The organism is Stenotrophomonas chelatiphaga (genome assembly GCF_032054965.1).
GTDB lineage: Bacteria > Pseudomonadota > Gammaproteobacteria > Xanthomonadales > Xanthomonadaceae > Stenotrophomonas > Stenotrophomonas chelatiphaga.
In genome coordinates, this window is the sequence record NZ_DAMBRS010000008.1 from 106,506 (window position 1) to 132,161 (window position 25,656).

Here is a 25,656-nt window from a genome sequence, read left to right on the forward strand (position 1 = left end):
GGCGGGACTTTGCCCGGCCGATGGAAGGTCGACGTGTAATCGTTTTCGGTCGAAACCATCCCTTGCAATGCAGCAACGAAAAATTCACGAAGCCGTTGACATCGTTGTCAACAGAGCTTCATATTCCGCTCAACGGCGGGTCAATCATGGCCCGCACTCCGCAGGAGCCCGCGTGACCGCTGCCAGCCATCCCGCACCCACCCCCGCCCTCTCCACTGCAGCGCCGGGCTTCCTGGCCGCAGACGTGGGTGGAACCCATGTCCGGGTGGCCCGCGTCGAGGCCAGCGGCGATGCAGCGCATCCGGTGCGCGTGCTGGACTACCGCAAGTACCGCAATGCGGACCACCCTGGCCTGGGCGCGATTCTTTCCGACTTCCTCGGCGACGGCATGCGGCCAGCGCATTGCGTGGTGGCCACCGCCGGCTACGCCCGTGAAGACGGCACGGTGATCACCGCGAACGTTCCATGGCCGCTGTCCGCTCGTCAGCTGGAAACCGAGGTCGGCGTGCAGCACGTGCACATCGTCAATGATTTCGAAGCCGTGGCCCACGCGGCGGCCCAGGTCGATGCAAGCGGCGTGCTGCAGTTGTGCGGGCCGGACAGCGCGCCCATCGGCCCCACCCTGGTGGTAGGCCCTGGCACCGGCCTGGGAGCGGCACTGTGGATTCCGACCGCGCACGGTCCGGTGGTGCTGGCGACCGAAGCCGGCCAGGCCAGTCTCGCCGCCAGCGACGAGCTGGAAATGGCGATCCTGCGCCACATGTTGCGCGGCCGTTCCCATGTGTCGGTAGAGCATGCGCTGTCGGGTCCCGGCCTGATCAACCTGTACACCGCGCTGTGCGCACTGGAAGACCAGCCCGCGCTGCTGGGCAGCCCCGATGCGGTGACCGCTGCGGCCATCGCGGGCACCGATGCGCTGGCACGCAGGGCGCTGGACGTGTTCTGCGGCCTGCTTGGCAGCACCGTTGGTGACATGGCCCTGCTGTACGGCGCCCATGGCGGGGTCTACCTGGCCGGCGGCATCCTGCCGAAGATCCGCGACTACCTGCGCGACAGCACCTTCGTCGCGCGCTATCTCAACAAGGGACCGATGAGCGAAGCGCTGCAGCGGATCCCGGTGAAGGTGGTCGAGCACGGCCAGCTGGGCGTCATCGGCGCCGCCAGCTGGTACCTCGGCCAGCAGCCCCGCTGAGGATGCAGCGCGCTGGAGCGCGCGGCGGCCTGGACGAACGACGCGGTACCCGGAACACGCAGCACGCTGTACCCGGAACACCCGACCCGCCGGCCGCGGCGAGGTCGTACGACAGCAACAACCACGCGCCGACGCGGCGAAACTTCGTGTGATGAGGAGAGACATCATGAACACCCGCAAGTCCGTACTTTCGGCCGCCATCGTCGGCTGCCTGGCCTTCAGTGCCCACGCCCAGCAGACCCAGACCCCGCAGGACCTGGACACGATCACCGTGGTCGGCATCCGCGCCAGCCTGGAAAAATCCCTGGACACCAAGCGCAACAACGTCGGTGTGTCCGAAGCGATCACCGCCGAGGACATCGGCAAGTTCCCCAGCACCAATGTGGCTGAAGCGCTGTCGCAGATTCCCGGCGTCACCCTGGACCGTCGCTTCGGCCAGGGCGAGCGGGTCAGCATCGACGGCACCGACCCCAGCCTCAACCTGTCCTTCCTGGATGGCCACCCGGTCGCCCAGGCGATCTGGTTGTATGGCGAACAGCCCAACCGCGGCTTCGACTACACCCTGCTGTCGCCGCAGATCCTCGGGCGTGCGGAGATCATCAAGTCCTCCGAAGCACGCCTGACCGAAGGCAGCCTCGGCGGCACCGTGCTGATGCACACCCGCCAGCCGCTGGACCTGAAGAAGAACGAAGTGGCTGCCTCGGTGGGTTACAGCTACAGCCAGCAGGCCAGCGAAGGCAAGCCGAACGCATCGGCGCTGTACAGCTGGAAGAACGACGATGAGACGTTCGGCATCGCGGTGTCCGCGCAGCATTACGAAGAAGCGATCGACCGCCAGGGCATCGAGGTCTTCGGCTACGCCAAGGCCAGCAGCTTCACCAACGCACCGGGCGTGGCGGGTGATGTCGACGTGCCGAACTCGATCAACGCCGCCTGGTTCCAGCAGGAGCGCAAGCGCGACAGCGCCGTGGTCAACCTGCAGTTCAAGCCGACCGAGGAACTGGAGTTCAACCTGAGCGGGCTGTACATCAAGGAAAACTTCGACAACTACAACCAGTCGATGTATTCCTTCCTGACCTGGAACGACGGCACGCGCAACGCCATCGACCAGCTCGGCGACGTGCGCAACGGCGTGGCCACCAGCGGCCATTCCAATGCCAACGCAGATGCCACCAGCGGCACGGTCATCTATGACAACAACGTGCGCGAATCCGAAGTCACCACCAAGGGCCTGGACCTGCGTGGCGCCTGGAAGGGCGAAGGCTGGGGCGTCAACGGCCAGGTCGGCCAGAGCAAGTCGGAAAACAAGAACCTGGCACAGTACTTCATCGAGCCGGTGTACAACGGGGGCTACAGCTGGAGTGTCGATGATGGCCTGACCTTCGATGATCCGGCAGGCGCGCGTGACCCGGCCAACTGGGGCGCTCCCGGCGGCTGGCTCGGCAACAACGGCATCTTCGCCACCGACAGCAAGGACACCTACGCGCAGCTGGACTTCAACGTGCAGTTCGACAGCGTGTTCAACCAGCTGCAGCTCGGCGTGCGCCACGGCAAGCACGAAGAAAACTTCGAGCTCAACGTGTACAGCGGCGTGCGCACCGGCACCTTGGCCGACGTCGGCACCATCGGCCTGACCGACGGCATCCAGGGCTTCGGTGACGACCAGTCGCGCCACATCCAGGTCGGCCGTGACAACGTGCTGGCCTGGGTCAAGGGCAGCCCGTTGGACTTCGCCAATCCGGATCCGTCCAGCTACCTCAACAACAGCTGGGCGCTGGAGCAGACCAACAACGCGGCCTATGCGCAGTTGAACTTCTCCAACGGCCCGCTGCGCGGCAACGTGGGCGTGCGCTACGTCGATTCCAAGACCGACGGCAGCGGCTTCGTCTACGGCGGCACGCCGACCCTGACCGACCTGGACAGCAAGTGGCAGACCCAGTCCAAGAAGGAAGACTTCGTGCTGCCGTCGGTGAGCCTGGCCTGGGATACCGACAGCGACTGGGTGTTCCGTTTCTCCGGTGCGAAGGTGATCGCCTGGGCACCGTACAACCAGATGGTCAACAACACCTTCCTCAACGATACCCAGCTGACCGGTTCGGGCGGCAACGCCAACCTGTCGCCGTATGAGTCGTGGAACTTCAACGCTTCGGCCGAGTACTACTTCGCGCCGCAGGCCGTCGTGGCGTGGTCGATCTTCTACAAGAAGATCGAGAACTACATCGACACCTCGGCCACCATCGAGCGCCAGTACAACTCGATCCGCGATACCTCGCCGCTGACCTGGGACAGCATCGTCGGCACCAACGGCTGCACCGCCGATGGTTACTGCGACTACAGCATCCAGCGTCCGCGCAACGCCGGCAGCGGCCACGTCAAGGGCTTCAACCTGAGCTTCCAGCAGCCCTTCGGCGAAAGCGGCTTCGGCCTGACCGGCAACTACACCTACGCCAACGGCGAGAACAACACCGGTGATCCGCTGCCCTACCAGTCGCGCAACGCCGTGGCCTTCAGCCCCTACTACGAGAAGGGCCCGCTGAATGCCCGCCTGACCTACAACTGGCGTGACAGCTACCTGGCCGGCGGCTACGTGGCCGGCGCCGCACCGGCCAGCGTGGACGACTACGCCGAACTGGGTGCGAGCATCGGCTACACCTTCAACGAGAACTGGTCGCTCAACATCGACGCTCAGAACCTGCTGGACGAGACCTACTTCCAGTACCTGGGCGACAAGGAGCACCTGGCCGGCAAGTACAAGAGTGGCCGCCGCTACATGGCCACGGTGCACTTCAAGTTCTAAGCTGCAGCTGGCAATGTCCCATCGCAACGGGCCCGGTCATCCGGGCCCGTTGCATGATGGGGACGGTAAACGGATGGTGCCGGCGGATGATCGGCGCCCCTCCACCACAGGAGTCACCTGATGCGCTTCACCTCCCTGGCCCCGCTGCTGCTGTGCCTGGCCATCGCGCCGCTGGCACGCGCCGCCGATGCACCGGCCATCGACAACGCCCCCGGCCCGTTGCTGCGCGACGGCAGCCTGCCGCTCATTCCCGCCCCGGCCCACGTGCAGCGCACGCAGGGCGCAGGCTTCACGCTTACCGCATCGACGCCGCTGTCCGCCCAGGGCGACGCTGCCCGGCGCGTGGCCGCCCAGTTTGCCGCGCTGCTGGCGCGTAGTGGCGGTCCGACACTGGTACCGTCTGCGGGCAACGCGGCCGGTGGGATTCGCTTCGTGCTGGAGAGCGTGACGACCAACAGTCGTCACCCACCAGGTGCAGAGGGCTACACGCTGGAGGTGGGCCCCTCCGGCATCAGCGTGCGCGCTGCCACCGAGGCCGGCCTGTTCTATGGCGCCGCCACGCTGGCCCAGCTGGCTACCGGCGGCAGCGATGGACGCATCCCGGCGGTGCGCATCGAAGACGCCCCGCGCTTCAGCTGGCGCGGCCTGATGCTGGATTCGGCGCGGCATTTCCAGAGCCTGGACGAGATCAAGCAGGTGCTCGATGCAATGGCCGCGCACAAGCTCAACACGTTCCACTGGCATCTCACCGATGACCAGGGCTGGCGCATGGAGATCAAGCGCTACCCGAAACTGACCGAGGTCGGCAGCTGCCGCATCCCGGCCGGTGACGGCGGCCGGGACCCGGCCACCGGCGCACCCCGTCCGTACTGCGGCTTCTACACCCAGCAGCAGATCCGCGAAGTCATCGCCTACGCCGCCGCGCTGCATATCCAGGTCATTCCGGAAATCGACGTACCCGGCCACGCCACCGCCGCCATTGCCGCCTACCCGGAGCTGGGCGTACTGGATACGCCGCTGCAACCGCTGAGCGAATGGGGCGTGTTCCCCAACCTGTTCAACACCGAGGAAAGCACGTTCACCTTCCTGGAAAACGTGCTGGAAGAAGTCATCGCGCTGTTCCCGTCGACCTACGTGCATGTGGGCGGCGATGAAGCCGTGAAGGACCAGTGGATCGCCTCGGCACGTGTGCAGCAGCGCATGCGCGAACTGGGCGCCAGCGATGAGATGCAGATGCAGAGCCATCTCATCAAGCGTCTGGAAACCTTCCTGGAACAGCACGACCGGCGCCTGATCGGTTGGGATGAAATCCTCGAAGGCGGCCTGCCGCCGCAGGCCACGGTGATGTCCTGGCGCGGTACCGAAGGTGGCCTGAAGGCTGCCAGCGAAGGCCACGACGTGGTGATGTCGCCGGTCACCGACATGTACATGGACTATCTGCAGACGTCATCGCCGAACGAGCCGCCGGGCCGTCCGTTGCTCACCACGCTGGCACGTACCTACGCCTTCGAGCCGGTGCCGGCCACGCTGGCAGCGGATAAGCAGCACCACATCCTCGGCCTGCAGGCCAACATGTTCACCGAACACACGCGCAGCTACGCCCGGCTGCAGCACAACCTGTTCCCGCGCCTGGCCGCGGTTGCAGAAACCGGCTGGAGCCCGGTGCAGCAGCGCGATTTCCGCGACTTCCTGGCCCGCCTGCCGGCACAGCTGCAGCGCTACCGCGCGTGGGGCCTGGCCTATGCACAGACGCCGTTCGAGGTGGCAGTCGCGCATCAGGACGACCGCCGCGCCGGCAGCGTGCAGGTCAGTTTGGAAAATCCGTTGGGCTACGAAGTGCGCTATCGCACCGATGGCCAGCCGGTCACTGCGGCTTCGCCGTTGTACCAGGCTCCGCTGCAGGCACGCGTGCCGGTGACCGTGCACGCTGCCGCGTTCTTCAACGGCCAGCCGCTGGCCGCTGCGCCCAGCGTGGCCGCGTTCACCGCACAGTCGCTGCTGACCCGCCGCGATGACGAACTGCTCACCTGCCCCGGCCCGGGACAGTTGTTGCTGCGGCTGGAAGACGATGGCCCGGCCGACGGCCCCCGTGCGGTGTTCAACGTCAACATCTTCAACCCGTGCTGGCGCTGGGCCGATGCCGATCTCACCGGCATCGGCACGCTGAAGGTCCGTGCGGGGCGTATTCCGTACTACTTCCAGCTGGCCCACGACGAACCGCAGCGCAGGTTCGAAGCGGCCACGCGGGCACACGGTGAAATGAAGATCCGCCGCGGCGACTGCAGCGGCCCGGCACTAGCCGAAGTGGCGTTGCCCGCCAGCGTCGGTGCCGATGGATTCGTCACCCTGGAAGCCACCTTGCCCAAGCAGGCGACCGGCAAGGGCGATCTGTGCATCAGCTTCACCGGTGACACCCGGCCGGCGATGTGGGTGCTGGACGAAGCCACCCTGGCGCGGTAACGCGCGCAGCAGACCCGGTAGCCCCGGTCAGCCCTCAACCGCGCAGGCGAAGCAACAGGTCCCGCCACGGCGTCAGTGCCGTGGCGAGGCCAACCACCACCCCGACGGTATTGGCCAGCGCATCGGCGGGGTCGGCCATCCGTGTTTCGGTCAGCGCCCCCTGGGCGAACTCGATGCCAACGCCCATCAGTACCAGGCCCACCGCTATCCACAGCAGCGCGCGGCCGCGCTGGAACAGCTGCACCGCACTGCCCCCCAGCAGGAAATACGCCAGGAAGTGCTCCACCTTGTCACTGCCCTGGGGCAGCGCCAGCGGCGGCGGCGGGATCAGGCAGACCACGATCACCGTCAGCACCGCGGCCAGCCACACACCCAGCCAGAACCGCGGATGGCGCAGTGGCTTGAGCCACCTGCCGCTCACAGCCGCCAGCTCAGGTCACCCAGTTCGAAGGATGGTTCAAAATCCACGTCGCGCTGCAGGCCGATCACCTGGAAGCGCTCGCCCATGCCGCTGGGCAGGGTGAGCTTCTTGACCTCCTCGCGCAGCTGCACCCGGCCCACGTCGTCGGTGCGCTCATCAGCCAGTGCCAGCACCTGGTCCAGCCCGTTGCCGAGCAGGAAACTGGCCTGGCTGCAGTAACCGGCCAGGTCGAACCCCGCGTGCAGGCCGGCTTCGGCCATGGCGGTAAAGTCCACCGAAGCGGTGATGTCCTGCAGGCCCGGCCACAGATGGACGTCGTTGTGTACGTGGTGGCGGTAGAACGCACGCACGGTGCCGTCATCGCGTTCGGGCAGGTAGTACTCGCCGCGGTTGTAACCATAATCAACGAACAGCATCGCGCCGCGCTTCAGTCCGCCGGCCACCGCCTGCAGCCAGTACGGCAGCTGCGGCAGCAGCTCGGAGCGGTAGCCATCGGCGAACGGCGTGTCCAAGTAACGCTCCAGATGCCGTACCGCGCCGTTGAGCAGCATGTCCGCCGGTGCCGTGGCGCGCACGAACTGGCCATCGGCATCCAGCGCCACGGTCTCTTCGTACACCTCACCGGCCTGGATCACGAAGCGCGGGGTCGGCAGCGCGTCGATCACCTCGTTGGCGAACACCACGCCTTCCCAGTCGTCATCGAATGGCCGGTCCAGCCATTCCACGCTCCCGCCGATCTCTGCCGGGAGGTTCTGCTGCAGGCGCTCGCGCTGGCGCTGGCGCAGGTCGGCGCTGGGCTCCAGGATCGCATAGCGCGCCGGCAGTGCCTGCAGTTCCGCCAGCCGCAGCAGCAGCGCTTCGGCGAAGGCACCGGTCCCCCCGCCGAGCTCGAGCAGGCGGGCCTGCGGCCCCAGCTGGCCGAACACCGGCGCCAGTGCATTGGCCACGGTGGCGGCGAACAATCCGCCCATTTCCGGCGCGGTGGTGAAATCACCGCCGGCACCGAACTTGCTGGCGCCTGCACTGTAGTAACCCCATCCGGGGGTGTACAGGCACAGTTCCATGAAGCGCGAGAACGGGATCGCGCCGCCCTGCGCGCGGATTTCATCGCGCAATGCGGCTGCCAGCTGTTCGCTGTGGGCCAGGGCGTCGGTATCGGGCAGGGGAAGGGTGGACTGCATGGCGTCTTCAAATGCGGTGACAATGGTGCACAGGATAGCCGAGCCATGGAGTACCCGATGACCCCCACCGCCCCCGTGGCCCTGATCACCGGCAGCGCGCGCCGCATCGGTGCAGCCATCGCCGGTCATCTGCACCAGGCCGGGTACCACATCGTGCTGCATGCCAATCGCTCCAGCGACGAGCTGCAGCAGGCAGCCTTCGCCTTCGAACTGGCGCGGCCGGGCAGTGTGCTGGCGCTGCAGGCCGACCTGCGCGACAGCGACGCCCTGGCCGACCTCGTCGAGCAGGCGGTCGCCCATTTCGGCCGGCTGGATGCGCTGGTCAACAATGCCTCCAACTTCTTCGCCACCCCGCTCGGGCAGATCACCGCCGAAGCGGTCGATGACCTGTACGCGGTGAATGCGCGCGCGCCGCTGCTCCTGGCCCAGGCCGCTGCACCGCACCTGCGTCGCAGCCACGGCAGCATCGTCAACCTCACCGACCTGCACGGCAGCCAGCCCATGCGCGACCATCCGGCCTACTGCATGGCCAAGGCCGCGCTGGAAATGGTGACCCGCTCACTGGCACTGGAACTGGCGCCCAAGGTGCGGGTGAACGCGGTGGCGCCCGGGGCCATCCTGTGGCCGGAAACCGGCAAGGATGATTTCGCGCGCGAGGCGCTGCTGGCGCGCACTCCGCTGGCGCGCATCGGCACGGTGGAGGAAATCGCCGAAGCGGTGCGCTGGCTGATCGCCGATGCCGGCTTCGTCACCGGCCACACGCTGCGGCTGGATGGCGGGCGCACGCTGTCCTGAGTCAGCGGCTTCGGTAGTGACGACCGCTGCTCGTCAACGTCTGCTCGGTAGTGACGACCGCTGGTCGTCAGCTCCTGCCGCTGCGCTCGCCGAGCATGGAGCGGCGCTACCCTTCAATCGGCACCGGCGCCCAGTTCCACCACCTCGAAGGCATCACCCACCTGGCGGTGGGCCCGCCACAGCGCATCCAGGGTCAGTCCACTGACCGGATCGACGAAGTCCGGCGCGATATCCGCCAGCGGTTTGATCACGAAGGCGTGCTTCAGTTCAGGGCGGGGAATCCGCAGATGTCCCGGCCCCTCCACGATCAGGTCACCGTAGAACACCACGTCGATGTCCAGGGTCCGATCGGAAAAGCGTGGGCCACTGCGATCGCGCCCGTGCCGGTCTTCCAGCGCATGGGCCCAGGCATCAAGGGCCTCCAGCGGCATGTCGGTTTCAATGGCCACCGCATTGTTGAGGAACGCCGGGCCGTCAAAGCCTACTGCCGCCGTGCGATAGGCCGGAGAGACGGTGATGCTGCCGAAACGTTCGGCCAGGGCGGCCACGGCGGCATGCAGGTGGCGGCGGGGCTGGACATTGCTGCCCAGGCTGAGGAGCACGGTGGTCATGCGGGTCATCGGGTGGCAGGGGGGAGGTAATGGCTTCATCACGGCATCACCCGTACCATTGGAACGCACTTGATGGGACGATGCCAATGACTTATTGCGTCGGAATCGAGGTGGACGAGGGGCTGGTCTTTGCCGCCGACACCCGCACCAACGCGTCGGTGGACGATGTACGCGTCCACCGCAAGCTGCATGCCTTCGAATACCCTGGCGAGGCCGTGTTCGTGCTGATGGCCAGCGGCAACCTGGCGACCACCCAGCTGCTGGTCTCACGCCTGCAGCGCGACGTGGAGGAGCAGCGCACGCCCAACCTGCGCAGCCTGCGCCACCTGTTCGAGGTCGCCGAGTATGTCGGTGCGCTGCTGGTGGACAGCCAGGTGAAATGCCGCGACGTGGAACATGGGCACGACGGGGTGAACACCCAGGCGACCTTGATCCTCGGCGGACAGATCGCCGGCGAACGGCCCGGACTCTACATGATCTATCCGCTTGGCAACGCCATCTCGGCCTCGCCCGAAACGCCGTACCTGCAGATCGGTGAATCCAAGTACGGCAAGCCGATCCTGGACCGCATCATCCGCCCGCGCACGCGGTTGGACGATGCCGCCCGCACCGCGGTGGTGTCGCTGGATTCCACCATCCGCTCGAACCTGTCGGTGGGCCTGCCGCTGGACCTTGCGCTGGTGCGCCGCGATGAGCTGCGGATCGGCGGACAGCTGCGCTTGAGTGGCGATTCGCCGTTGTATGCGGACATCCACCGCAACTGGGCGCACCGGCTGGAACAGGCAGTCGCCGCGCTTCCCCGCTTCCCGTGGGAACAGCAGGCCTAGCCCGGTCCGGTAGCGCCTGGTCATGCCCGGCGCGCGCGAAGGCGTGACGACCAGCGGCCGTCACCCAGCTACGGCAAGGGCTTGACGGCCAGCGGCCGTCACTACCGGTGTGAGCGCAGCGCCTTGGCCACCGAACGGAACACCTGCTGCATCTCCAGGGGTTTGCGCAGCACGTGCAGGGACACGCCCGCTGGCGCTTCCACAGGCGGCATGCAGGCCTCATCGCACAGCAGCAGGGCGGCGCCGCGGAACCCCCGCTGCGACAGCTCCGACAGCAGCGCGCTGGCAGTCAACCACTGCGCCCCGCCATCCAGGATGACCAGCGCGGGCATGGCATCGGGCTCCACCGCCCGCAACGCTGCGGCACCATCGGACGCCAGTTGCAGCAGATAGCCCTGGCTGGACAAGGCATTTCCCAGCAACGACAGGCGGGTCGCCTCGGCATCCACCACCAGGATCGACTGCCCCGTGCCGGCCGCCAATGGCTGGATCGGCGGCTGCGGCAGTTCAGCCTGTTCGCTGGCCGGCAGGTGCAGGTCAAAGCGTGTTCCCTCGCCCGGTGCGCTGGTGACTGCGATGCGGCCGCCACAGCTTTCCACGATCCGCTTGCAGGACACCAGGCCCAGCCCGGTGCCATCCGGCTTGGTGGTGAAGAACGGACTGAACAGTCTTTCCAGGGTGGGCGCATCCATGCCGATGCCGGAGTCGATCACGGAAATCACCAGCCACTGCCGTCCGTGGTGGAGGCCACCAAGGTCCACGCGCAGGGTCAGCGTGCCGCCACCGGGCATCGCCTGCAGCGCGTTGAGTGCCAGGTTCAGCAGCACCTGCTGCAGTTCGGTGTAGTTGCCATCCACCGCCAGCGCGCCGCCCGCCGTCTCCACCTGCAGTTCGACGTCGCTGGGCAGCGTACCGCGCAGCAGCAAGTGCACGGCTTCGAACAGGTGGTGAACCTTGACCCGCTCGCTGGCCCGGGGTGATCCGCGCACGAAAGACAGCATGGACTCGGCCATCTCGTGGCCGCGCCGCCCGCATTCGGCGATGACCTCGGCCATGTGCAGCAGTTGCGGATCCTGCGTGCGGGCCTTCAGCAGCTCCGGCACGATCAGCAACGGCTGCAGGATGTTGCGAAGGTCATGGCTGAGGCCCGCCGCGAGCATCGACAGGCTTTCCAGCCGTTGCGCGCGCATCAGCTCGCCTTCCACCCGCTGCCGTTCGCCCGTGGCCCGCGCATCGCGCACCGCGCGCGCGACCGCCGAAGGCAACCGAGCAGGGTGGTGCTTGAGGATGTAGTCGCTGGCGCCGCGTTGCAGTGCGGCCACCGCCGCGTCTTCGCCCAGCGTACTGGACAGGAACAGGAACGGCAGGTCCGGTTGGGCGAGGCGCACGATGTCCAGGGCCTGGAAACCCGAAAAAGCGACCATGTTCAGCTCGGCCAGCACCACGTCGGGCTGGAAGCCCTGCAGCGCAGCCAGCAGCTGGCGTTCTTCGTCAACGCGGTGGAAGCTTGCGCGCATGCCTGCCGCGAGGATCTGCGCGATGACGCGCTCGGCATCCTCGGGCACGTCCTCGACCAGCAGGATACGCAGCTCACCCGCCTCGGTTTTCACTGGCATGCTCACCCTGGCTCCCCACATTGCCGATCCCCCAGCACACTCCAGAACGCCGCCCCACGCCGCACCACCACGACGCCCGCGAAGGGCGCGTGAAGCCACTATAGTCCAGGACCGCTGCTTTCAACCAACCGACTTGCGAAGTATGCGATCCATCGCTGCCCAGTCGACGACCCGGCTCCCCCCGCTTGGCCCCGGCGCGGGCGCACGCCCATGGGACCGGGATCCGATGGAGAACACCGGCTGGCCGAACGTCCAGTAGGCGACCGAGCCGAGTGCCGCCAGCGTGCCCACCGCCACCAGGATCCTGCGCCAGCTGACTGCCCCGGTCGCCGCTGGCGCCACCCCGTCCGCGGCGCCGGGCAGGGCCGTGTTGCCCAAGCGCACTGGCAGCAGTGCGCCTGTCTCGGCAGCACCAGGCGTGCGGGTCACGGCAATGGCCTGCAGGGGTATCGAGACAGCCGGGTCGGGCGCGCGGATCATCAGTCCATCCATGAAGGAAGCCAGCGTGCGAGTGCAGCAGTGCAGCCCCTGCCGTGCCAGAGCCAGAAACGGCGAAGGCGCCCACAGCGGGCGCCTCTGCCTTTCCGTCATGCCACCGCGCAGGATTACTTCGACGCGGTGCTGGCGACCTTCAGCTGGGTGGAATCGACGCGGGTAACGCCCTTGATCCCCTTCGCCGTGTTGACCGCCTTGTCATGCTCGGCCTTGTTGGCCACGTTGCCCTTCAGGGTCACCACACCATTGACGGTGGTGACGCTGATATCGGTGGCCGGCACATTGCTGCTGACCGCCAGGTCACCCTTGACCTTGGTGGTGATCCACGTATCTGTCACCGGCTCGTTGGAGTCGTGGTTCGCCGCATGGGTGCGGTCGTGAGCCATCGTGGCGTCCTTCTTGGCCGGGTCGTTGGCCATGGCCAGCGGTGCAGCCAGCAGCATGCCCAGGCCAATGGTCGCGGTAAGCAGCTTGGAATTCGTCTTCATCGTACGGTCCTCCTCGTTGGTGGATGGAGTGTCCCGTAACCAGCGTCCAGCCGGCGTGCCGGTACCGTCATGCTGGGGTGAACCGAGGAGCTGCATGCGACATCCGTTCATGTTTTGCACCCCGTGGACGAGCCGTTAGGCTGGTCACCCCTACCCAACGCGGAGCACGCCATGCCTGTTGACCTGCAGGTTGCCCTGATCGGCTATGGCCTTGCCGGGCGGGTTTTCCATGCGCCGCTGATCCAGCACACGCCGGGACTTGCCCTGCACAGCGTGGTCAGTTCGCGTCGAGATGAACTGCGCCGCCACTTCACCGATGTGCACGTGCGCGCCGCGCCCACCGAGGCGCTGGAAGACCCCGCAGTGGATGCGGTGGTCATTGCAACGCCCAACGAACAGCACGCGCCGCTGGCCATCGCCGCACTGCGCGCAGGCAAGCACGTGCTGGTGGACAAGCCCTTCGCACTGGACACCGCGCAGGCGGAAACCGTGCTGCGTACCGCAGAGGAACACGCACGCGTGGTGACCGTGTTCCAGAACCGGCGTTTCGATGCGGACTTCCTTACGCTTCGGCAGTTGCTGGCCAGCGGCGCGCTGGGTGACATCGCCGAATGCCATTCGCACTTCGACCGCTTCCGCCCGCACGTGCGCGACCGCTGGCGCGAGCGCGACCAGCCCGGCGGTGGCCTGTGGTACGACCTGGGTCCGCACCTGCTTGACCAGATGCTGCAGCTGTTCGGTTGGCCGCAGGCGATCACCGCGGACCTGGATTGCCAGCGCGGCGAAGGCAGCACCGACTACCTGCATGCCGTGCTGCACTACCCGCGCATGCGCGCCATCGTGCATGCGGGTTCGCTGGTGGCTGCCGCGGCGCCGCGCTTCACCGTGCATGGCGGCAAAGGCAGCTGGATCAAACACGGACTGGATGTGCAGGAAGCCCAGCTTGCCGCCGGCAAGGCACCCGGTGCGCCCGGCTGGGGCCTGGATCCGCACCATGGCGTCCATTCGGCCTTCGATGCCGAGGGCCAGCTGCAGCACACCACCGTGGACAACCTGCCGGGCGACTACCGGAAGCTGTACAGCGCGTTCGCTGCAGCGATCAATGGCCAGGCGCCTGCCGAGGTCACCCCGCAACAGGCGGTGCAGCTGATGCAGCTGCTGGATGCGGGCCGCCTCAGTGCGAGCGAGCGCCGCACCATCGCGCTGTAAACGTCCGGGCAGCGCCGAGCACCGCCCGGCGCTGCACCATGGCGATCAGATCTTCTTGATCGCGTGGCCGCCGAACTCGTTGCGCATCGCCGCCAGCAAGCGGTCGCTGAAGCTGTTGGACTGGCGGGAACGCAGCCGCTCCAGCAGCGCCAGCGTGATCACCGGCGCAGGCACGTCCAGCGCGATGGCCTCGGCCACGGTCCAGCGGCCCTCGCCGGAATCCTCCACGTAGGGCGCAATGCCATCCAGCGCCGGATTGCGCTGCAGCGCCTGCGCGCTCAGGTCCAGCAGCCAGGAACGCACCACGCTGCCGTGCCGCCATACCTCGGCAACCTGGCCCAGGTCCAGCTCCATCTCTTCCTTCCGCTCCATCAGCGCGAAGCCTTCGGCATAGGCCTGCATCATTCCGTACTCGATGCCGTTGTGGATCATCTTGGTGTAGTGCCCTGCCCCACTCGGTCCCACCCGGGCCCAGCCGCAGTCGGCGGCCGGCGCGAGCGCCTGGAACACCGGCGCCAACTGCTCCACGGTGGCCGCATCGCCGCCGATCATCAGGCTGTAGCCCTCCTGCAGCCCCCACACCCCGCCACTGGTGCCGCAGTCCAGGTAGAAGATGTCATCGTCAGCCAACGAACGCGCGCGGCGCACGGAATCCTGATAGTTGGAGTTGCCGCCATCGATCACCACATCGCCTTCGGCGAGATGCGGGACCAGCTGCGCCAACGTCTGGTCGACGGTATCGCCGGCCGGCACCATCAGCCACACCACGCGCGGTACCGGCAGGGCGGCGACCGCCTCGGCGAGCGTGGCGAAGACCTCCAGGCCGGACTCCGACGCGCGCGTGCGCGCCGCTTCCATCGGGTCATGTCCTACCACGCGGTGGCCGCCACGCTGCAGCCGCTGGGCCATGTTGGCGCCCATCCGGCCGAGGCCGATCATTGCGATATCCATCTGTTTCACCTTTGCGTTGAGGAACCGCGGGCGGCATCGCCACCGGGTCCGGAATCAGAAGTCAGGCTGCCTGGCATTTCGGTCGCCGCGCAGTGGCGCAACTGCGCCTGCTGCCAGCGCCGGTACAGCGTGGTATGCAGATTGTGCACCGTCAGCTCCACCGTGAACGGCGTACGTGGATTGCGGTCCAGCAGGCGTGCGACATGGAAGCCGATGGGCTTTATACCGCGCGGGTGCACGAAGATCAGGAACTGCCGGTAGAACGGATCGTCCAGCACGCCATCCATGCGCGCCACCAGCGCTGCCTCATCATCGGTGAGCGATGCGCGCAGGGAGGGATCCTGATCGGCCAGCAGTCGTTCGAAGAAGCGTACTCCGCGCCGCGGCAGCTGCCGGGACAGTTCCCAGAGTTCCCGGTTGCGCTGGTCGTACCAGCCGAATCCACCGTGCCGGCGCAGCGCGTCGGCCGCCTCCGCGCCCACGTCCACCACGATGAAATTTTCGGCCTGGTTGTTCAGGTCGTCCAGCGTTTCCCGGCCGAGCGCGTGGGTAATGTAACCCGGCGCCCCCATGAAGGCCTGCCGGCCCATCGCCGAGGTGCGCACCGCCTTGCCGTCGGCGAACAGTTCCCCCGCGTGCGCGCCGAGCAGGATGCTGTCGGTGTCGTGCAGGCCGAGGAAGGTGCCGATGCCAAGCTCATCGTTGTCGAACGCAGTGTCGAACGAGGCATCCCCGTGCAGTTCGCGCTGCGTGGCCAGCTGGGCGACCTGGCGGCCGACGCCGCATTCGGTGCGCACCTTGCCGGTGTAGAAAGTTGCCAGCGCCTGGCTGTTGCTGGCCGCAGGCTGGTACCCCCGCCCCAGGCTGCGCGTACGCTGCCAGCCCTGTGCCTGTGCCCCGCGCGCGCCGAAGCCGATCCAGCCGAGCTGCAGCCCTGAAAACCGATAGCCCGGATTGCTTTCCAGCGCGTGCGCCGCACGCCGCGCTGCTTCGCCCACCCGTATCGCGTAGGCACACACACTGGCCGGGTCGTCCAGCAGGCGCTGCATGAATTCCGCGCGCTCGGCAGGCTTCCAGTCGCGCGGAAGCGTGGCGCGCAGATCGCCCTGCGCGTGCGCCTGCCGTAGATCCTCACGGGTACAGACAGGGCCGCCATGCACATCGGGCACCGCCACCGCAGCCGACTCGAAGCGCCATCCCAGGCGCTCCAGCAGCCCCTGCGTGCAATCCGGCGCGGCCGACAGCGCCGTCCCCGGAAGGACCAGCAGGGCCCCCAGCAGCGCAGCGCCTGCGCGCATGCTCAGCGCAACCCGTCGTCCGTGCTGTCGGTCGCCGGTGGATCCGCTGCGGGCGCAGGCGCGGGCGCCGTTGCCGGCACAGCCACCACCGGCAGGTACTGCTGCAGCCGCTGGAAGAACCGGCCGTAGAAATCGCCGTCCTGCACCGTGCTGCTGGCGACCTTCACCAGCGAATCGTCATTGCTGCCGAACGGCAATGACACCGAGCCCAGTGCACCTACCCCGACACTGGCCGAGGTCGGACTCTTCTTCAACGCGTAACGGTCCTGCACCGCGCTGATGAACACCAGCGCCTGCTCGCCGCGTGGCGCACAGGAAATACGCAGCACCAGCTGTTCGTGATCGTCATCGCGGGGCTGGAAATTCTTGCTCCCTTCCACGCCGGTCCCGTCGGCACGGGCGATCGCATAGCCTTGGCTGAGCAGGGTGCGCCGGGCGGCCTCGCAGGCCTCGGCCGGCGAACCGTCCACGGTGCGCGAATACATGTCACCGGAGTCGAAGGATTCGCGCAGCAACGTACTGTCGGCCGCACGTCCACCACAGCCGGACAGGCCGGCCATCAGCAACACGGGAGTAAGGAAGACAGCAGTCCGCATGGACATTCCTGCAGAGATTGACTCAGCGCAGCATAGCGCGCCTGGCGTAAGCGGCAGGTTTACAGCCGTGGCGCGATGCTCGGCACCGCGCGACGGGTTGGTGCGGGTTCAGCACCCGCCTCAGTCGGCCCAGCGACCTGCCCCGGTGGACTGCGGCAGCACCTGGGCAGACAGCGGGCGGTCCTCTTCGAGCAGGTTCACGGCATCGGCCAGGATTGCCGCCGATTCGCGCAGCAGCGGGTCGGGGCGCTTTTCGGCAGCCTTCTCCCGCGCGGCATCCTTGACGATATCGCGCTCGTTGCCGGTCAGGCCATCATCGTTGCTGTCGTCGGCCAGCGGATCCAGGTCCAGGCCCAGTTCCTTGCGCACGGCCTGGCGGTCCACGCGCTGCTTGTCCTGGCGCTCACGCTCGGTGCGGCGTTCGGCTTCGTTGAGCGAGATGTACTTCTTGGCCTTCTCTTCGCGGAACTGCTGCACGTCCTCGTTCCACCACTGGAACTCCTTGTCGGCGGCGATCCGGGTGTCGTGGCGGCTTTCCAGCTTGGGCAGCAGCGGGCCGAAGTTGCCGTACTGGGTGTGCGGCACGGCGGCGATGCGGGTCCACGGCAGCGCATTGTCATAGGTGCTTTCGCCGAACTCGGTGGCGTCCACGCTGGCCGGGAAGGCCAGGTCGGGCACCACGCCCTTGTGCTGGGTGCTGCTGCCGCTGACGCGGAAGAACTGCGCGATGGTCAGCTTGACCTGGCCGAAGCGCTGGGCTTCGCCGCTGGGCCAGCGGTCCAGGTCGACGATATTCTGCACGGTGCCCTTGCCGAAGGTGGTCTCACCAATCACCAGGCCACGACCGTAATCCTGGATGGCACCGGCAAAGATCTCCGAGGCAGAGGCCGAGCCGCGGTTGATCAGCACCGCCAGCGGACCGTCCCAGGCGACCGCTTCGCTGCGATCGCTGTTGACGGTGACGCGGCCACCGGACTCGCGCACCTGCACCACCGGACCCTGCTCGATGAACAGACCGGTCAGTTCGATGGCTTCATCCAGCGAACCGCCGCCGTTGTTGCGCAGGTCCAGCACCACGCCATCGAGCTTGTCGGTCTTGAAACCGGCCAGCAGCTTGGCCACGTCGCGGGTAGCGGACGCGTAGTCGGTCGCGTTGCGGCGACGGCCTTCGAAATCCTGGTAGAACGTCGGCAGCTTGATCACGCCGACCTTGCGCTCGGGCGCTCCGTCCTTGGCCGGGATGGTCAGCGTCTCGCCCTTGGCAGCCTGCTCGGCCAGGCGCACTTTCTGGCGGGTCAGCACCAGCGTGTGGTGCTTGCCGTCCACGCCTTCTTCGGCCGGGATGAACTCCAGCCGGACCTGGGTGTCCTTGCTGCCGCGGATCTTGGCCACAACGTCGTCGATGCGCCAGCCGATCACATCTTCGATCGGGCCGGAGGTGCCCTGGCCGACGCCGACGATGCGGTCACCGGGCTTCAGCTTGCCATTCACCGCCGCCGGACCACCGGCAATGATCTCGCGGATCACCACCATGTCGTCCTGGCGCTGCAGCTGCGCGCCGATACCTTCCAGCGACAGCGACATGGCCTGGTTGAAGTTTTCGGCGGTGCGCGGGGTGAAGTAATCGGTATGCGGGTCCACGGCGCTGGTATAGGCATTGAGGAAGAACTGGAACACGTCCTCGCCCTTCAACTCGTTGACCGACTTTTCCAGCGTGGCGTAGCGCTTGTCCAGCGTGGTGCGGATCTCGTCCGGCTTCTTGCCGGCAAGCTTCAGGCGCAGCCAATCGTTCTTCACCGACTTGCGCCACAGCTCGTCCAGCTCGGCATCACTGGCGGCCCACGGTACGTCCTTGCGGTCGTACTCGAACCGTTCGTCGGTGCTGAAATCCGGTTCGCGCTTCAGCAGGTTGCGGGCATAGCCGACCCGCTGGCCGACGCGCTGCTTGTAGACGGAGAACACCTGGAAGGCCGGCTCCAGCTCGCCGCCCCGGATCGCCGTGGCGATGCCGGCTTCGAACGGGGCGAACTTCGCCACGTCGGCCTGGGTGAAGAACTGCTTGCCGCCATCGAGGGTCTCCAGGTAACGCTTGAAGACGTCCCTGGAGGTGGCCTCGTCCAGCGCGCGCGGCCGGTAAGCGTAACGGCTGTCGGACAGCAGCCCGTACACCAGCTTGGAGGTGGTCGCCTGGTCGGCCGTGGCGGCGGCCGGCAGGGCCGGGCCATCGGCCTGCGCTGACAACGCCAGCGGGGCGGTGAGTGCCAGGGCAATCAGGAATGCGGGGGCTTTGAATTTCATGGAATTGCTCAGGGCACCTTGCCGAAAGGAAGACTGCGTGCGTTTCAGACACCACGACAGTGCCGAAAGTTGCGCGCTTTGTCATCCGCGTTCATGGAACGCGTGTTTCCAGCCTAGACGGGGGCCTGTAGCAGGATGTGAATGAGAACCGGCACCCCGCTGGCGGCGAGCCGTGCTCGGCGAGCGCAGCGGCAAAGGCGTGACGACCAACGGTCGCCACCCACCAAAGCGGGGAGCGGACGGCCAGCGGCCGTCCCTACCGGTTCAAGCGCGGCCGTCCCTGCCCGGTCAGGCGATGCCGGCGCCCTTGGCCTGCACGTCGGCGTGGTACGACGAGCGCACCATCGGGCCGGACGCCACGTGGCTGAAGCCCAGCGCATAACCGTAGTCTTCCAGCGCCTTGTAGTCTTCCGGGGTCCAGTACTTCAGCACCGGGTGGTGGTGCGCGGTCGGCTGCAGGTACTGGCCGATGGTGATCATGTCCACATCGTGCGCACGCAGGTCACGCATGGTGGCCTTGATCTGCTCGAATTCCTCACCCAGCCCCAGCATGATGCCGCTCTTGGTCGGCACGCCCGGGTGCTGCGCCTTGAAGTTCTTCAGCAGGGTCAGCGACCACTGGTAATCCGCACCAGGACGCACGTTGCGGTACAGGTCCGGCACGGTTTCGATGTTGTGGTTGAACACGTCCGGCGGGTTCTGCGCCAGGATCTCCAGCGCGCGTTCCATGCGGCCCTTGCCGCGGAAGTCCGGGGTCAGCACTTCGATGCGGGTGCCGGGCGACTTCGCACGGATGGCCGTGATGCAGTCGACGAAGTGCTGGGCACCGCCGTCACGCAGGTCATCGCGGTCCACGCTGGTCACCACCACGTACTTCAGGCCCATGTCGGCCACGGTCTGGCCGAGGGTGGCCGGCTCGTTGGCATCGGGCGGCTTGGGACGGCCGTGGGCCACGTCGCAGAACGAGCAGCGGCGGGTGCAGACCTCGCCGAGGATCATGAAGGTCGCGGTGCCGTGGCTGAAGCACTCGTGGATGTTGGGGCAGCTGGCCTCTTCGCAGACCGTCACCAGGCGGTTCTCGCGAAGCTTGGCCTTCAGGTTCTGCACCGCATTGCCGGAAGGAATGCGCACGCGGATCCACGACGGCTTGCGCAGCACCGGCGCGTCGGCGAACTGCACCGGCGAGCGGTTGATCTTGTCACCACCCAGCTGTTTGACGCCGGCCTGCAACGGCGCGGCGGCGGGAGCGGAATCGCCCTGCAGCATCTGCAGGGGAATGGTGCGGGCAGTCTGTTCGGTCATGGTGTTCCCGGCGGCAACAGGGCCGCGTGGTATGGGTTCGGTCAGGCAGACAGGTCCGGCTGCGTGGAGGACGGCTGCAGGTGCAGGCCGAACTGTCGCGCCAGGTGGTCCAGCAGGACGGGCTTGACGGCTGCCATGCCGGAAGGCCCACCCAAGTCTACCATCGTGGTCACCTGCAGCCCCTGGTAGCCGCAGGGATTGATGCGGCGGAAGGGTTCCAGGTCCATCGCTACGTTGAACGCCAGGCCATGGAAGGTGCAGCCGCGGCGGACCCGGATGCCCAGCGCGGCCACTTTGGCCCCGCCCACGTAGACGCCCGGGGCGCCGTCCCGGCGTTCAGCGCCGATATTCCACTCGGCAAGGGTATCGATGATGGCCTGTTCGATCCGGCATACGTAATCACGCACGCCGATGCCCAGCCGCGGCAGGCGCAGCAGCGGGTAGACCACGATCTGGCCGGGGCCGTGATAGGTCACCTGGCCGCCGCGATCCACTTTCACCACCGGGATGTCACCCGGGGCGAGCACGTGTTCGGGTTTGCCGGCCTGGCCCAGGGTGAACACCGGGTCGTGTTCGACCACCCACAGTTCGTCGGCGGTGTCGTCGTCACGCTGGTCGGTGAACCGCTGCATGGCGCGCCAGACCGGCGCGTAGGGCTGGCGGCCGAGGTCGCGGACGATCGCGGACGGAAGCTGACGGCCAGCGGCCGTCACTACCGGTGCTAGAGCGTCCACTTTACTTCCGGGTGCTCGCGCAGCACCTCGTGGGCAAGGTCGTACTGGGCGCGGTCGCGGGCGGTGAATGCCATGCGCACCGAAACGTACTTGCCGTTGGACGAGTGCTTCCAGCTGATCTGCTCGTTGAGCACGTCAATGCCAGCGGCCATCAGCAGCTTGGGGAGTTCCACTTCCAGCCCGGAGTTGGCCGCGCCCATGGCGCTGAGCTCGAACTGCCCGGGAAACTGGAAGCCGTGTTCGGGATTGTCGGACTTGATTTCCATCCGCCCATTATCGGGCCGCGGCGGATCAAACCCAAGGGGTGGGCGAAGCGGCAGTGACGGCCGCGGGCCGTCATGCTTCCTCACCGCTGCGCTCGCCGACCCTGGGTCGGCGCTACCTGCCGCTGCGTTCGCCGAGCACGCCGGTGCCGGCCGTGCTGACCGGCACCGGTGGATGACGGCCAGCGGCCGTCACTACCCCTGTTACTTGGCCAACTGCATGGACGTGGAGTTGACCCAGCCCTTGTTGCCCATTTCGTCTTCCACTTCCCACATCGTGCCGTCCTTCTGGCCGGTGGGGTACAGCAGCATGCCCGGTTCCAGGTCACGCACGGCCGCGCCGGTGCCCTTGGAATTGGACAGCAGGCGACCGGCCTTCAGCATGGTCACAGCCTGGCTGCTGTTGGCAGCGGACGCATCGGCCGGCAGGCCGCCCAGTTCATTCACCATGTTGGTGTAGGCCTGCAGGTAGGCCAGCGTGATGACCTGGCCCAGTTCGGTGTTGGCATAGCCGCCCACGCCCATCGCGCCGATGCCGCCACCGCCGAACAGGCCGCCACCGGCGCCCCAGCCCAGGTCGGTCTTCTTCGAGTTGCCTTCCACGATCGCGACCTGCTCGGAGGAACGCACGTCGGTCAGGGTCAGGGTGACGTCAGCGGTCTTGCTGCGGAAGTTCAGCCCGCCCACCACCGCGCCGGCCTTGCCGCCGATCAACCCGCCCAGCAGGCCACCGATCGCATTGCCACTGGCGTTGTTGTTCTGCGAAATCAGGTCCGGCACCAGCACATAGTCGGCCGCGCGGATCTGGCCCTTGCCGATGTTCGAACGGCCACGCAGCTCGCCTTCCGAAGCCAGCGCGCGCTCGGCCTGGGCAGCGGCCATGCCGACGCCACGGTCGACCAGGGTGAAGCACTTGGACTTGTTGACGAACACCTTGATCAGCTTGGACGGCGCCGGCAGCTGTTGGCCGGTCCACCAGTTCACCACGTCTTCCGGTTCGATCACCGAAATCGAGCCGAGCGGCTTGGTGCACACCGGGATCTGCGCCTGGCCCTGCTTGCTCTGCTCCTGCGCGGAGGTACGGCTGGAGCTGAAGCTGTCGCGCAGGCCGGCCGAGGCAGGCGCACTGACAGCCATCAGGCCAACGCCCAGCACGGCGGTGACCACGAGGGTGGCGAACGAATTCTGTTGGGTCATGTCTGTTGTCCAGCGCGCCTGCCCGTTGCAGGCGGCGCGCAATCCATTGGTTTGAGAGAGGCCGGTGGTGGCAGGCCGGAATCCTTGTACAGCGCCCTCTGGCGCCGGCGCAGAGGATAAAACACCGTTCTGCCGACGGCAACCGCAGCTGAACAACGGTCCAATCCAGCGGGCGGGGGCCCGCAGAGCCGTGATGCCCATCACGTTTTACGGCCCGCCAGCGGGACGATACGAACGCGTGGCGCAGAAGTCCACGTACGGAACGGATCAGACCGGCCACGGACGTCGACCCGAATTCACATCGGCGCTACCGTATTTAGGAGAAAAACGTCAAAACAGCCCTCTGGACTTCCATGCACCCCACGCGTATCGCGGCAGCCCTCGGGCTGACCAGCCTGATGGCCCTTGCCCTCCCCGCCCATGCCGCCGATCAATGCAGCCAGAGTGCGCTGGCCGATCATCCCCCGCAGATCAATTTCCGCGTGGACAATGACCTGTTCGGTGGTGCCGACCAGGACCAGGGCTACACCAACGGGGCGCAGATCACCTTCGTTTCACCGAACCTGGTGGACTTCACCAACGACCCGTGCCTGCCGCGGCTGGCGCGCTGGGTGAACAGCCACCTGGAGGCACTGCATCCGGGTGAGTTCGAACAGCAGAACATGATCTTCAGCGTGGCGCAGGGCATCTTCACTCCCACCGATTTCACCCGCAGGGACGTCATCGAAGATGATCGCCCGTATGCCGGCGTGCTGGTCGGCAGCTTCGGGTACAACGCGCGGCGCGGCAATTACCTGCAGACCACCCAGCTGACACTGGGCGTGGTCGGCCCGTGGGCGCAGGGCAAGGAAGTGCAGGACGCGGTACATGACCTGCTGGACGACGACAAATTCCAGGGCTGGGACAACCAACTGCACAACGAGCCGGTGGTGATGCTGACCCACGAGCGGATGAACCGTTGGCCGCGCGATGCCACTGAAAACGCGAGCGGCTGGGGGTGGGATGCGATCAGCCACTACGGCGGCGCCGTCGGCAACCTGGCCACCCACCTCAATGCCGGTGGCGAAGTGCGCTTCGGCTGGAAACTGCCGGACGATTTCGGCAGCACGCCGCTGCGCCCGGCGGGCGAGAACACCGCGCCATCGCGTGGCGGCCGGCCCAGCGGATGGTCGTGGCACCTGTTCGCCACCACCGACGCGGCCTGGGTGATCCGCGATATCACCCTGGATGGCAACACCTTCCGCAACAGCCACAGCGTGGACAAGAAAGCCGTGGTGGCCCAGGGCGGTTACGGTGTGGCAGTGATGCGCGGGCGCTGGAAATTCGCGTTGGCGCGTTACCACAGCACCAAGGAATTCGACGGACAGCGCCAGTCGCCGATCTTCGGCAGCTTCACCATCAGCCGTTCGCTGTAAGCCGGTGGGAAGGCCCGTGACATGGCAGTCACGGGCCCGAAGGCCACCGGCGGATACCCACCTGCCGCCCCCTCGACAGCCCATGCTACGCAACCGGGCCGCCTCCTCCATCAGACGCGACTGATCTGGTAGTGGCGGCCGCTGGCCGTCATGCGCTCGCCGAGCATGGCCCGGCGCACCGCCACAGCAGAAAGCCCGCGATTCGCATCGCGGGCTTTCCGGGAAAACCAAGAGGATGACGGCCAGCGGCCGTCCCTACCGCCGTCGGTTATTCCGATTCCCACCACATCCAGAAGCTGTGCCACAGGCGCTTGAAGAAGCCGGCTTCTTCCACGGCGGCGATCGCCACCAGCGGTGCCTGCGCGACCACCTTGCCATCCAGCGTTACCTTCAGCGTGCCGATCTGCTGGCCGGCAGTGAACGGCGCCACCAGCGACTTCGGTACGTCGATGCTCGGCTTCAGGTCGTTGTAACGGCCACGCGGCAGGCTGACCAGCATCGGCTGGGCCACGCCCAGCTGCACGGTGTCGGTGGTGCCCTTCCACACCTTGTGCTCGGCCACGACCTTGCCCGGCTCGTACAGGCGATGGGTTTCAAAGAAGCGGAAGCCCCAGTTCAACAGCGCCAGGCTGTCATCGGCACGCTGCTTTTCGGAAGCACCGCCCAGCACCACCGCGATCAGGCGCTGGTCACCGCGCTGCGCCGAGCTCATCAGGCAGTAGCCGGCAGCGGCGGTGTGGCCGGTCTTGATGCCGTCCACGCTGCCATCGCGCCACAACAGCAGGTTGCGGTTGGGCTGCTTGATGTTGCCCACGGTGAATTCCTTCACCTTGTTGTAGGCGTAGGTTTCCGGGTAATCACGCACGAACGCGCGGCCCAGCAGCGCCAGGTCGTGCGCGGTGCTGTGGTGGCCTTCGGCGGTCAGGCCGTGGGCGTTGACGAAGTGCGAGTTCTTCATGCCGATCTTGGCGGCATAGCTGTTCATCAGCGAAGCAAAGGCTTCTTCGCTGCCCGCCACGTGCTCGGCCAACGCGATCGCGGCATCGTTGCCGGACTGGATCGCCATGCCCTTTTCCATGTCCTCAAGACGTGCCGTCTGGTTGACCGGGAAACCGCTGTAGCTGCCATCAGTGCCGGCGCCGCCTTCGCGCCAGGCGCGTTCGCTCATCATCACCTGGTCGTCCGGCTTGACCTTGCCGTTCTTCACTTCGGCGGCGATCACATAGCTGGTCATCACCTTCGTGATGCTGGCCGGGGCGAGCTGGGCGTCGACGTTCTCGCCGGCGAGGATCTGGCCGGACGCGTAGTCCATCAGGATCCAGGCCTTGGATACGCTGGGCACCGGCGCGGGCGGCGTGGCGACGGTAGCCGGGGCAGAGGCCGCAGCCGGAGCGGCCGGGGTCGGCAGCGCGGTCTGGGCGTGGGCCAGGCCCACCAGCAGGGTGGCGGCCAGCGCGGTGGCGGCAAAACGGAATTTCATGGGAGGGCAGGCTCCTGGAGCGGCCAAGGT

22 protein-coding genes are annotated in these 25,656 nt (G+C 66.9%); 7 read left to right on the top strand and 15 right to left on the bottom strand.

Annotated elements, in window-relative coordinates; genetic code table 11:
* The first annotated feature begins 172 nt into the window (after window positions 1–172).
* The 3 genes from RTX79_RS11715 to RTX79_RS11725 all read left to right on the top strand — a co-directional run bounded on the left by RTX79_RS11715 (window position 173) and on the right by RTX79_RS11725 (window position 6,449).
* Window positions 173–1,192: a glucokinase family protein gene (locus tag RTX79_RS11715; RefSeq protein ID WP_312683884.1), complete on the top strand. Its 1,020-nt coding sequence runs from the start codon at window positions 173–175 to the stop codon at window positions 1,190–1,192.
* A gap of 166 nt (window positions 1,193–1,358) precedes the next feature.
* A complete protein-coding gene (locus RTX79_RS11720; RefSeq protein WP_312683885.1) occupies window positions 1,359–3,989 on the top strand; it encodes a TonB-dependent receptor in 2,631 nt (876 codons plus the stop codon).
* A gap of 120 nt (window positions 3,990–4,109) precedes the next feature.
* Window positions 4,110–6,449 carry a family 20 glycosylhydrolase gene (locus RTX79_RS11725; protein WP_312683886.1) on the top strand — a complete coding sequence of 780 codons (2,340 nt, stop codon included), beginning with the start codon at window positions 4,110–4,112 and terminating at the stop codon, window positions 6,447–6,449.
* Window positions 6,450–6,483: 34 nt separating this feature from the next.
* On the opposite strand, the gene RTX79_RS11730 is transcribed toward RTX79_RS11725, so the two are convergent.
* Window positions 6,484–6,870, bottom strand: a complete 387-nt coding sequence (locus RTX79_RS11730; protein WP_312683887.1) for a VanZ family protein — start codon at window positions 6,868–6,870, stop codon at window positions 6,484–6,486.
* Complete coding sequence (locus tag RTX79_RS11735) at window positions 6,867–8,051, bottom strand: class I SAM-dependent methyltransferase (RefSeq protein WP_312683889.1); 1,185 nt, start codon at window positions 8,049–8,051, stop codon at window positions 6,867–6,869. Before RTX79_RS11735 ends, RTX79_RS11730 begins: the two co-directional genes overlap by 4 nt.
* A gap of 57 nt (window positions 8,052–8,108) precedes the next feature.
* Here RTX79_RS11735 and RTX79_RS11740 point away from each other — a divergent pair, with 57 nt between their 5' ends.
* On the top strand, window positions 8,109–8,846 hold the full coding sequence (locus RTX79_RS11740; RefSeq protein ID WP_309683513.1) for a pteridine reductase: 738 nt from the start codon (window positions 8,109–8,111) through the stop codon (window positions 8,844–8,846).
* 113 nt (window positions 8,847–8,959) lie between these two features.
* Here RTX79_RS11740 and folK read toward each other — a convergent pair whose 3' ends face one another.
* Window positions 8,960–9,457: a 2-amino-4-hydroxy-6-hydroxymethyldihydropteridine diphosphokinase gene (gene folK, locus RTX79_RS11745; RefSeq protein ID WP_312683890.1), complete on the bottom strand. Its 498-nt coding sequence runs from the start codon at window positions 9,455–9,457 to the stop codon at window positions 8,960–8,962.
* Window positions 9,458–9,543: 86 nt separating this feature from the next.
* Between folK and RTX79_RS11750 the strand changes: the two genes are divergently transcribed.
* Window positions 9,544–10,284, top strand: a complete 741-nt coding sequence (locus RTX79_RS11750; RefSeq protein WP_057509315.1) for a 20S proteasome subunit A/B — start codon at window positions 9,544–9,546, stop codon at window positions 10,282–10,284.
* 101 nt (window positions 10,285–10,385) lie between these two features.
* Here the strand turns inward: RTX79_RS11750 and RTX79_RS11755 are convergent, their stop codons facing one another.
* The 3 genes from RTX79_RS11755 to RTX79_RS11765 all read right to left on the bottom strand — a co-directional run bounded on the left by RTX79_RS11755 (window position 10,386) and on the right by RTX79_RS11765 (window position 12,883).
* Window positions 10,386–11,900, bottom strand: coding sequence for an ATP-binding response regulator (locus RTX79_RS11755; RefSeq protein WP_312683892.1), 1,515 nt, complete (start codon window positions 11,898–11,900; stop codon window positions 10,386–10,388).
* A 120-nt stretch (window positions 11,901–12,020) separates the two neighbouring features.
* Window positions 12,021–12,380, bottom strand: a complete 360-nt coding sequence (locus RTX79_RS11760) for a hypothetical protein (protein WP_312683893.1) — start codon at window positions 12,378–12,380, stop codon at window positions 12,021–12,023.
* A 125-nt stretch (window positions 12,381–12,505) separates the two neighbouring features.
* Window positions 12,506–12,883: a BON domain-containing protein gene (locus tag RTX79_RS11765; protein ID WP_309683500.1), complete on the bottom strand. Its 378-nt coding sequence runs from the start codon at window positions 12,881–12,883 to the stop codon at window positions 12,506–12,508.
* Window positions 12,884–13,054: 171 nt separating this feature from the next.
* On the opposite strand from RTX79_RS11765, the gene RTX79_RS11770 reads away from it, so the two are divergent.
* Entirely contained in the window at window positions 13,055–14,092 is a 1,038-nt protein-coding gene (locus RTX79_RS11770; protein ID WP_312683895.1) for an oxidoreductase, read from the top strand.
* A gap of 45 nt (window positions 14,093–14,137) precedes the next feature.
* Here the strand turns inward: RTX79_RS11770 and gnd are convergent, their stop codons facing one another.
* From gnd to RTX79_RS11810, 8 genes are all read right to left on the bottom strand, one after another.
* Complete coding sequence (gene gnd, locus RTX79_RS11775; protein ID WP_312683896.1) at window positions 14,138–15,043, bottom strand: phosphogluconate dehydrogenase (NAD(+)-dependent, decarboxylating); 906 nt, start codon at window positions 15,041–15,043, stop codon at window positions 14,138–14,140.
* A 5-nt stretch (window positions 15,044–15,048) separates the two neighbouring features.
* Window positions 15,049–16,341, bottom strand: a complete 1,293-nt coding sequence (locus RTX79_RS11780) for a hypothetical protein (protein WP_312683897.1) — start codon at window positions 16,339–16,341, stop codon at window positions 15,049–15,051.
* A gap of 2 nt (window positions 16,342–16,343) precedes the next feature.
* Window positions 16,344–16,937, bottom strand: a complete 594-nt coding sequence (locus RTX79_RS11785; protein WP_428695998.1) for a DUF2242 domain-containing protein — start codon at window positions 16,935–16,937, stop codon at window positions 16,344–16,346.
* A gap of 120 nt (window positions 16,938–17,057) precedes the next feature.
* Window positions 17,058–19,235, bottom strand: a complete 2,178-nt coding sequence (locus tag RTX79_RS11790) for a carboxy terminal-processing peptidase (protein ID WP_312683901.1) — start codon at window positions 19,233–19,235, stop codon at window positions 17,058–17,060.
* 288 nt (window positions 19,236–19,523) lie between these two features.
* On the bottom strand, window positions 19,524–20,537 hold the full coding sequence (lipA, locus tag RTX79_RS11795) for a lipoyl synthase (protein ID WP_312683903.1): 1,014 nt from the start codon (window positions 20,535–20,537) through the stop codon (window positions 19,524–19,526).
* A 41-nt stretch (window positions 20,538–20,578) separates the two neighbouring features.
* The gene (gene lipB / locus RTX79_RS11800) at window positions 20,579–21,271 is read right to left on the bottom strand and encodes a lipoyl(octanoyl) transferase LipB (protein WP_309683484.1); all 693 of its coding nucleotides are present in this window, start codon (window positions 21,269–21,271) and stop codon (window positions 20,579–20,581) included.
* On the bottom strand, window positions 21,259–21,537 hold the full coding sequence (locus tag RTX79_RS11805) for a DUF493 family protein (RefSeq protein ID WP_101098918.1): 279 nt from the start codon (window positions 21,535–21,537) through the stop codon (window positions 21,259–21,261). Before RTX79_RS11805 ends, lipB begins: the two co-directional genes overlap by 13 nt.
* A gap of 201 nt (window positions 21,538–21,738) precedes the next feature.
* The gene (locus RTX79_RS11810) at window positions 21,739–22,731 is read right to left on the bottom strand and encodes a CsgG/HfaB family protein (protein WP_057509325.1); all 993 of its coding nucleotides are present in this window, start codon (window positions 22,729–22,731) and stop codon (window positions 21,739–21,741) included.
* Window positions 22,732–23,084: 353 nt separating this feature from the next.
* On the opposite strand from RTX79_RS11810, the gene RTX79_RS11815 reads away from it, so the two are divergent.
* Window positions 23,085–24,146 (top strand): lipid A deacylase LpxR family protein, encoded by a 1,062-nt coding sequence (locus RTX79_RS11815; RefSeq protein WP_312683907.1) that lies wholly within the window; start codon window positions 23,085–23,087, stop codon window positions 24,144–24,146.
* A 268-nt stretch (window positions 24,147–24,414) separates the two neighbouring features.
* Here RTX79_RS11815 and RTX79_RS11820 read toward each other — a convergent pair whose 3' ends face one another.
* Window positions 24,415–25,626: a D-alanyl-D-alanine carboxypeptidase family protein gene (locus RTX79_RS11820; protein WP_123698935.1), complete on the bottom strand. Its 1,212-nt coding sequence runs from the start codon at window positions 25,624–25,626 to the stop codon at window positions 24,415–24,417.
* Window positions 25,627–25,656: the final 30 nt, after the last annotated feature.

What these genes read in the sequence shown, in the direction of transcription:
- RTX79_RS11720 (WP_312683885.1), top strand. Translation starts at nt 1,359, where the DNA reads ATGAACACCCGCAAGTCCGTACTTTCGGCCGCCATCGTCGGCTGCCTG.
- RTX79_RS11725 (WP_312683886.1), top strand. Translation starts at nt 4,110, where the DNA reads ATGCGCTTCACCTCCCTGGCCCCGCTGCTGCTGTGCCTGGCCATCGCG.
- RTX79_RS11735 (WP_312683889.1), bottom strand. Translation starts at nt 8,051, where the DNA reads ATGCAGTCCACCCTTCCCCTGCCCGATACCGACGCCCTGGCCCACAGC.
- RTX79_RS11740 (WP_309683513.1), top strand. Translation starts at nt 8,109, where the DNA reads ATGACCCCCACCGCCCCCGTGGCCCTGATCACCGGCAGCGCGCGCCGC.
- folK (WP_312683890.1), bottom strand. Translation starts at nt 9,457, where the DNA reads ATGACCACCGTGCTCCTCAGCCTGGGCAGCAATGTCCAGCCCCGCCGC.
- RTX79_RS11750 (WP_057509315.1), top strand. Translation starts at nt 9,544, where the DNA reads ATGACTTATTGCGTCGGAATCGAGGTGGACGAGGGGCTGGTCTTTGCC.
- RTX79_RS11755 (WP_312683892.1), bottom strand. Translation starts at nt 11,900, where the DNA reads ATGCCAGTGAAAACCGAGGCGGGTGAGCTGCGTATCCTGCTGGTCGAG.
- RTX79_RS11760 (WP_312683893.1), bottom strand. Translation starts at nt 12,380, where the DNA reads ATGATCCGCGCGCCCGACCCGGCTGTCTCGATACCCCTGCAGGCCATT.
- RTX79_RS11765 (WP_309683500.1), bottom strand. Translation starts at nt 12,883, where the DNA reads ATGAAGACGAATTCCAAGCTGCTTACCGCGACCATTGGCCTGGGCATG.
- RTX79_RS11770 (WP_312683895.1), top strand. Translation starts at nt 13,055, where the DNA reads ATGCCTGTTGACCTGCAGGTTGCCCTGATCGGCTATGGCCTTGCCGGG.
- gnd (WP_312683896.1), bottom strand. Translation starts at nt 15,043, where the DNA reads ATGGATATCGCAATGATCGGCCTCGGCCGGATGGGCGCCAACATGGCC.
- RTX79_RS11780 (WP_312683897.1), bottom strand. Translation starts at nt 16,341, where the DNA reads ATGCGCGCAGGCGCTGCGCTGCTGGGGGCCCTGCTGGTCCTTCCGGGG.
- RTX79_RS11785 (WP_428695998.1), bottom strand. Translation starts at nt 16,937, where the DNA reads ATGCGGACTGCTGTCTTCCTTACTCCCGTGTTGCTGATGGCCGGCCTG.
- RTX79_RS11790 (WP_312683901.1), bottom strand. Translation starts at nt 19,235, where the DNA reads ATGAAATTCAAAGCCCCCGCATTCCTGATTGCCCTGGCACTCACCGCC.
- lipA (WP_312683903.1), bottom strand. Translation starts at nt 20,537, where the DNA reads ATGACCGAACAGACTGCCCGCACCATTCCCCTGCAGATGCTGCAGGGC.
- RTX79_RS11805 (WP_101098918.1), bottom strand. Translation starts at nt 21,537, where the DNA reads ATGGAAATCAAGTCCGACAATCCCGAACACGGCTTCCAGTTTCCCGGG.
- RTX79_RS11810 (WP_057509325.1), bottom strand. Translation starts at nt 22,731, where the DNA reads ATGACCCAACAGAATTCGTTCGCCACCCTCGTGGTCACCGCCGTGCTG.
- RTX79_RS11815 (WP_312683907.1), top strand. Translation starts at nt 23,085, where the DNA reads ATGCACCCCACGCGTATCGCGGCAGCCCTCGGGCTGACCAGCCTGATG.
- RTX79_RS11820 (WP_123698935.1), bottom strand. Translation starts at nt 25,626, where the DNA reads ATGAAATTCCGTTTTGCCGCCACCGCGCTGGCCGCCACCCTGCTGGTG.